Below are 6,764 nucleotides of genomic sequence, written 5' to 3' on the forward strand. Positions count from 1 at the left end.
GTGGAAAACCCCCCCCACGAGATTCATCCCGCCGACGAAAATGATGAAGGCGCCGACCACCATGACGATCATCTGGATCAGGTCGGTCCAGACTGCACTGGTCATCCCGCCTGCAACCACATAGATGGTCAGGATGACCACCCCGATGATCAAAGCCGTTGTTTCGTCCACCTTTAATACGGTCTGCATGATTTTTTGGAGCGATAAATACTGGGTCATCTGATAACCGATCGCCCCACCCAGAATCGCAATCGCCGTCACCCCGCGGACGGCCTTGCTGTTATACCGGATTTCCAGCAGGTCGGAGATGGTGATGGCTCCGAACTTTTCGGAGATCCGCCGCATCGGTCTCGCCAGGATTAAAAAGCTGAAAAAGAAGCCCGCTGTGGCAAAGATTCCGATCATCAAAATGGCATACCCGTGCTCATACACCAACCCGGGCAAGCCGATAAACCCATAGCCGGACATGGTCGTGGAAGAAACCGCAAAAGCCACAAGCCACGGACCGAACTGGCGACCTCCCAAGTAAAACGAGTTCATGTCCTGCTGTTTTTTTCCGGCCCAGAGCCCGATCCCCAGAATCAAAGCCAGATACAAAATCCCGATGGTCAGAATCATGGCGCTACCTCCCGTCCCCGTTTCTGAATGCGAACACACCCCAAAGAGCGGCGGCCAAAACCATCACCGGCCAAAAAACAAACACCATGAACCACGTAAACCAAGGAAGACCCCACATCATTGAACCCCCTTCTCCCAATAAGGATTTGAATATTCCCGCAACGGGTTCGATTATTATCCATGCAAATAAGATGCCAGAAAAAAACCTGCACAGCACCCGGTTTCAATCATCGGAATAATCCATAATTTTGGATGGATACATCGAAAGCCTTACTCCAAACGATCCATTGACCTGTAATCCAAGAAGTTGAACCCGTCTTTTTCGAACGTCCAAAAACATGAACAAGAGTCCGCATTTTTGGACGGTCCCTGTTTTTGTCAAAGCCCCAGAAGCGTTGTGAAAAAAGTGAGCGGCAGCATTTACCCAAAGTGCTCCGGCTGCACTCACCGAGCACAAGTCGCTATTTTGGGCAAACACTTCCCCTTTTCTCGAAACGAACATTCAATCACAACGCTTCCAGGGGTTCATCCATCAATCGAAGTCCGTCACCACATACTGAAATTCACTTGGCCAAAAGCTTCTCAATATCCCTTTCCAGTTGGAACGGTTTGGTTTGCGGTGCACATCGTTTCACCACGTTCCCCTTTTGGTCCACCAGGAATTTGGTGAAGTTCCACTTGATCCCTTCCCACATGATCCCGGGAGCTTCCCGGGTCAGGTATCGGAACAGCTCATGGGCCTCCTTCCCTTTCACCTTCGTTTTGCTGAACATGGGAAACGAGACCCCGTGGTTCAACCGGCAAAATTCCCGGATCTCCTCCTCATTCCCGGGCTCCTGGTTGCCGAACTGGTTGCTGGGAAACCCCAGGATTTCAAAACCTTTGTCATGGTACTTGTCGTACAGCTCCTGCAGTTCCCGATATTGGGGTGTAAAACCGCATTTGCTGGCGGTATTGACGATCAGCAACACGGAGCCCGCATAATCGGCAAGATTCTTATCCTCCCCCGTAATGGTGCGGGCGGTGAAATCATGAACGGTTATTCCAACCCCCTCCCATAGTGGTGCCGGGGCCTTCACGCCCCCCTCTTTTCACCGGCGTTGCAATCGATGGAGACCGGACGGTCTACAGATCAATGCCCAGTTTTTTCACTTTATGGTAAAACCCCGATCGGCTGATCCCCAACATGTGAATCGCCCGTTCCCGATTCCCGGCGTGAACCTTCAACGCCTGCAGGATCGCTTCCCGCTCCGCATCTTCCACCGCTTCCTTCAGGGTGAAAGGAAGTCTCACCCTGCTTTTCCCTCTCGCCACGTGGACGGGAAGGTCCTCCTGTCGGATCCGGTCCCCTTCCGTCAGATGAAGAGCCTGTTCCAACACGTTTTTCAGCTCGCGGACATTTCCCGGCCAACGGTATCCCACCAGGGCTTCCATCGCGTCCGGTTCCACTCCGGCCACATGGATACCCACTTCCCGGCCCAGCTCCTCCAGAAAGTGCCCGACCAGCTCAGGAATATCCTCCGGCCGTTCCTGAAGCGGGGGAATGGAGAGGGTGACCACATTTAAACGATAGTAGAGATCTTCCCGGAACCGGTTGTCCCGGACCATCTTCCTCAGATCGCGGTTGCTGGCGGCGACAATCCGGACATCGACCTTGACGGGGTGGACGGCGCCCACGGGTTCCACCTCCTTTTCCTGGAGCACCCGAAGAAGCTTCGCCTGCATCGTCAGCGGCAGTTCCCCGATCTCGTCCAGGAAGATCGTCCCGCGGTGGGCCATCTCGAATTTTCCCTTCCGGCCCCCTTTGGCCGCTCCGGTGAAGGCACCTTCCGCGTATCCGAAGAGCACCGATTCGATCAGGGTTTCGGGGATGGCGGCACAATTCACTTTGATGAAGGGCCCTGAACTCCGCCGACTCATGCGGTGGATGGAGTGAGCGAACAGCTCCTTGCCGGTCCCGCTCTCCCCGCTGATGAAAACGGTGGAGTCGCTGGGTGCCACCCGCCGGGCCATCGCTTTCACTTCCTTCAGTTTGGGACTGCAGCCGATGATGTCCTCCAGTCCGTACCGCACCCCCAGATGCTTGATCAGTTCCCCTTTGTAATATTCCAGCTCTTCCTGCAGCTGGAGGACCCTGGCGGAAAGGGCGTGCAGTTCCCTCACGTCCTGGAACAACACCTTCCCCACCACCGCCACCACTTTCCCCTCTTTGAGGATGGGGATCCGGTGCACCACCATGTTCCCGTCCCGGATCTTCTGCACCCGGGCCAGCTCAGCCTTGCCCGTTTTGGCCACGATATGCATGCGGGTGTTCTCGACCACTTCCGTCACATGGCGGCCGATGGCGTCTTCCACTTTCACCTTCAGGAACTCGGCGTAGGTATCGTTCAGCATCCGCACATACCCGCGGGGGTCGGTGATGATAATTCCTTCATAGGCACTCTCGAAAGCAGCCTCGATCATCTCTTTGGACTCGAGGCACTCTTCGTAAACATGGAGCAACTCTTCGTAATCCCGGTTCTCTCCAAGCGTGACCACCGTTTCTCCTCCTCCCCGGAAGATTCCTGCCGAGGAAAATAAACAAATATTTCGAACAAATCCCTTCACTTGTCCTCTGCCTTCATGGTATCGCTTTTTGGGGAAATGGAAAAGTGCCATCGTATCCATGCCGGTCCCAAATAAAAAAGCCCGCCGTTAAGACGGGGTTTTCATCATCGGGACTTAAGAGCCGCTTCCATCAGCCAGACATACCGGTTCAACCGGCGCAGGGAGACGGAGAAACCCGCCTCCTCAAATATCCGTTCAAGATCGGGAATCAAAGGATAGAACTCCCGTTTCAGATCTTTCTCCAATTCTTGAAATCCGCGTTGTTCGGCTTCCGCCACCATCGCCTGTTTCTCTTCTTCCGAAGCAAAAGCGGTGTCGGCGAATACCACTTGCCCGGAGGGGAGAAGGAGGCGGCGAATCTCTTTTAAGGCGCGTACCTTCTCCCCGTCGGTGAGATGATGAAAAGCGTAGGTACTGACCGCGGCCTCCACCTTTGACAAAGCCGGGAGCGACAGGAAGTGGCCGTCCAAAACCCGGAGACCCGGCACTTTCTGCACCGCTTTCTCCCGCATTTTTCGGGAAGGTTCCACACCGGTGACCCGGTAGCCGGCCCGGAGCAGCTTTGCCGACAGATTTCCGGTTCCCACCCCGATTTCCAACACCCGGCTCCCTTCCGGAAGATGGAGTGCATCCACCACGGTTTTCAGGATGCGGTGATAACCCGCGAATACTTCCCTGTACTCCGGGTGTACCCCGGCGACCGCTTGATCGTAGTCCTGGGCCCAGGTATCAAACAGGTCATTGAATCGGGCCCGGCTTCGGTTGTCCATCTTTCCTTGATCTCCTTTCCATTCCCAACAAAGCCGATTCATTTACTTTGTTTTATAATAGCATAAATCCCTTCTCAAGGTAACACTTCGCAAACCGAAGGGTTTGCGTTAGGATAATATGGAATCGTCCAACGTAAAGGAGAAACCACAGAAATGACCGAAATGAACCGAAGTCGACGCAACATCATCACGGGGGCGCTGATGGCGGCCATGTTCATCGCCGCCGTGGAAGTGACTGTCGTCAATGCCGCCATGCCGACGGTGGTGGGGGCACTGGGCGGCATTTCCCTTTACAGCTGGGTCTTCTCCGCCTTTATGCTGGCCAATACCCTGACAGTGCCGATCTACGGAAAATTGGCGGATCTTCACGGTCGAAAAAAAGTGTTCATCACCGCCGTCCTGTTGTTCGTGGGCGGCTCCGCCCTGTGCGGTTTCTCCCAATCCATGGGACAGCTGGTCTTCTTTCGGGCGATCCAGGGGCTGGGGGCGGGAGGGGTGCTGCCCGTGGCCGTCACCATTGTGGGAGATCTCTTCCCCTTTGAACTCCGGGCCAGAGTTCAGGGATGGTTTTCCTCCATGTGGGGACTGGCAGCCATCGTCGGGCCCTTTATCGGCGGATGGACGGTGGACCATTTATCCTGGCGGTGGATCTTCTGGTTCAACCTCCCCCTCGGCACCCTGATCGTCCTGACCGTGGCCTTCTTTCTCCACGAGCGGGTCGAGGAAGAAAAGAAAAGGATCGACTATACCGGGGCGGTCCTGTTCACCCTGTCGGTGCTGGGGATCCTCTCTTTCACCCAACTCGTCGGAAACCGGGGAACGGACCAACCCCTGGCATGGGGTCTGCTGGCGGGGGGATCCGCGTTGTTGGTCGTCTTCTTGCTGTGGGAACGGCGTGTGGAGAGCCCTTTTATCCCACTCGGTCTCTTTCGCAACCGGATGATTGCCTCCAGCAACCTGACCGCTTTTCTGACCGGGATGGGCATGTTTGGAGCCATCTCCTTCGTGCCCTTGTTTGTCCAGGGTGTGTTGGACCAATCTCCCACACTGGCCGGACTGGCGATTACCCCACAGGTGTTGGGTTGGAGCACCTCTGCCGTGGTCGCGGGGCGGTGGCTTCTCCGACAGGGCTACCGTCCGCCGATCGTGACCGGGGCGGCCCTTGTCACCCTTTCCGCCGCCGGCTTCACGTTCATGGACCGGACCACCCCTTATGCCTTGGTCCTGGCCGGAATGTTCCTCCTGGGCTGCGGCCTCGGCCTCTCCATGACCGCCTTTATCGTGGCGGTGCAAAATGCCGTCCACGGCAAAGACCGGGGAGCCGCCACCTCCTCCCAGATGTTTTCCCGTTCCATGGGCGGCGCCTTCGGCGTCACCCTGCTGGGAACGGTGATGAGCTTCCGGCTGAAGGATCAGATCGGGGCCTACATCGCCCGGCATCAAAGCGAACTCAGCGGGGAGACCATCCGTCAGCTGGAAAGGGCCCGGGGCGTGACCAGCCCTGAGGGATTCTCTTCTCTTCCCACCGGGATCGCGGAACAGATGAGCCGTTTTCTGTCCCAGGCTCTGGACACCACCTTTCTGACCGCCTTCCTCTTCAGTGTGGCCGCTCTGGCGGCGGCGTTCCTGCTCGTCCCCAAAGGAAGCGCCCGTTCGTTATCGGTGAAGGACTAAAAGCGTTGTGAAAAAGTGAGCGGCAGCATTTACCCAAAGCCGCTCCGGCTGAACCGAGCGTGGCAAAACACGTTCCGCCATCAAATCTGGGGATCAACCGCCTGTCCGTACAAAAATGGAGGGGGCGACCATTCTTTGAATTCCGCACATTGTCTCGAGAGGGTCCAAGACGTGCTGGCGAATGTCCCGATCTGTTCCGTCCGCGAGATTCAGAACGGGTGGGATTTTTTCGTACTGGAGATCAACGGGGAGTGGATGTTCCGTTTTCCCCGCCGGAAAGAAGGAAGGAAGCGGCTGAAACGGGAGGCTTATTTCCTGGGAAAAGTGGCTTCCCGCCTCCCCATCCCGGTTCCCCGGTATACCATTCTCCGTATGGAGACCCCTCTTCCCTTCGGCGGTTACCGAAAACTGGAGGGGGTTCCGTTGTCCAGGATGGGGTCCCGTCACGTTCCTGTTTCCGCCGCCAAGGAAATCGGCCGTTTCCTGTCCACGCTTCATTCCCTTCCGAAGGAAGAGGGATTTCCCCCCGACCACCGGGACCCGCAGGCTTGGACCGGGTCCTTCCTGGAGCTGTTTGACCGGGCGGAGAAGAAAATCCTCACTGAACTGGACCCCGAGACCGGAAAGGCGGTGACAGGCTGGTGCGCCCTGCTGTCGGAACACCTGAAGGATGCTTCCTTCTCCCTCTGCCCCGTTCACGGCGATCTGGCCGCCGACCATCTTCTGGTTCGGAACGGACATCTCTCCGGAGTGATCGATTGGGGGGATGCCCGGTCCGGCGATCCCGCCCACGATTTCGCCGCCCTGTGGAAGGACCTCGGGGAAGCTTTCGCCCGCGAGGTGGCCCGGCACTACACCCCGGAGACGGATTCGGCATTCTGGGAACGGGCGGATCTGTACCAAAAGATCGCGCCCCTCTTCGGGTTGTCCCACGCATGGGAACAGGGGGATGAGAAGCTTTGGCAGTTTAGTCTGATCAAAATCAAAAGCTTGATGGAAAGACCGGGCAGGACACGATTGGCAGACAGTCAAAGAGGTTTGAGACGTTAACCGAAGAATGGTTGAGGCGGGTGGAAACCACCTCAGACTGACGAA

Annotated in this window: 5 protein-coding genes and 1 pseudogene; 2 read left to right on the plus strand and 4 right to left on the minus strand. The window is 56.7% G+C overall.

The features are described from left to right. Positions 1-24: 24 nt before the first annotated feature. From C8P63_RS19585 to C8P63_RS12560, 4 genes and pseudogenes are all read right to left on the minus strand, one after another. A pseudogene (locus tag C8P63_RS19585) lies at positions 25-618 on the minus strand (sodium:solute symporter family transporter); the annotation flags it as partial. Between the two features lie 563 nt (positions 619-1,181). Continuing rightward, positions 1,182-1,661: a glutathione peroxidase gene (locus tag C8P63_RS12550; protein ID WP_108024723.1), complete on the minus strand. Its 480-nt coding sequence runs from the start codon at positions 1,659-1,661 to the stop codon at positions 1,182-1,184. An 82-nt stretch (positions 1,662-1,743) separates the two neighbouring features. Then, positions 1,744-3,081, minus strand: a complete 1,338-nt coding sequence (locus C8P63_RS12555) for a sigma-54 interaction domain-containing protein (RefSeq protein WP_108024725.1) — start codon at positions 3,079-3,081, stop codon at positions 1,744-1,746. Positions 3,082-3,329: 248 nt separating this feature from the next. Continuing rightward, on the minus strand, positions 3,330-3,995 hold the full coding sequence (locus C8P63_RS12560) for a class I SAM-dependent methyltransferase (protein WP_108024707.1): 666 nt from the start codon (positions 3,993-3,995) through the stop codon (positions 3,330-3,332). Between the two features lie 153 nt (positions 3,996-4,148). Here C8P63_RS12560 and C8P63_RS12565 point away from each other — a divergent pair, with 153 nt between their 5' ends. Together C8P63_RS12565 and C8P63_RS12570 are read left to right on the plus strand one after the other, a co-directional pair. Continuing rightward, positions 4,149-5,669, plus strand: coding sequence for an MDR family MFS transporter (locus tag C8P63_RS12565; RefSeq protein ID WP_108024709.1), 1,521 nt, complete (start codon positions 4,149-4,151; stop codon positions 5,667-5,669). A 171-nt stretch (positions 5,670-5,840) separates the two neighbouring features. Then, positions 5,841-6,719, plus strand: a complete 879-nt coding sequence (locus tag C8P63_RS12570) for a phosphotransferase (protein WP_170109643.1) — start codon at positions 5,841-5,843, stop codon at positions 6,717-6,719. The last annotated feature ends 45 nt before the right edge of the window (positions 6,720-6,764 follow it).

The organism is Melghirimyces profundicolus (assembly GCF_003054245.1).
Classification (GTDB): domain Bacteria; phylum Bacillota; class Bacilli; order Thermoactinomycetales; family DSM-45169; genus Melghirimyces; species Melghirimyces profundicolus.